General features: G+C 51.5%; 1 protein-coding gene. It reads right to left on the bottom strand.

The features are described from left to right. Positions 1 to 274 (bottom strand): Ig-like domain-containing protein (locus tag ACG59Z_RS18770; RefSeq protein ID WP_400200725.1); only part of this gene is annotated, 274 nt, incomplete at both ends.

Here is a 274-nt window from a genome sequence, read left to right as displayed (position 1 = left end):
CTGAACCTGGCAATGAGGTATTGCCTGCAGGGTCGGTTGCTGTCGCAGTTACTGTTTGACCATCAGTCAAGTCACCTGGGTTTGGCACTGTCCATTTACCATCAGGACCTGCAACTACAGTTGCTGTTGTGCCATCAGGGAAGCTCACAGTCACGGTTGATCCCGCTTCTGCTGTACCTGTCACTGGATCAGTGGCATTGATTGGATCAAGAACCGGTGCATTTGGTGCTGTGGTATCGATAGTCACCACTGCACCTGTTGTACCCACATTACC

This window comes from Acinetobacter sp. ABJ_C1_1, assembly GCF_044684115.1.
GTDB lineage: Bacteria > Pseudomonadota > Gammaproteobacteria > Pseudomonadales > Moraxellaceae > Acinetobacter > Acinetobacter nosocomialis_A.
This window is presented reverse-complemented; position numbering and strand designations above follow the sequence as displayed.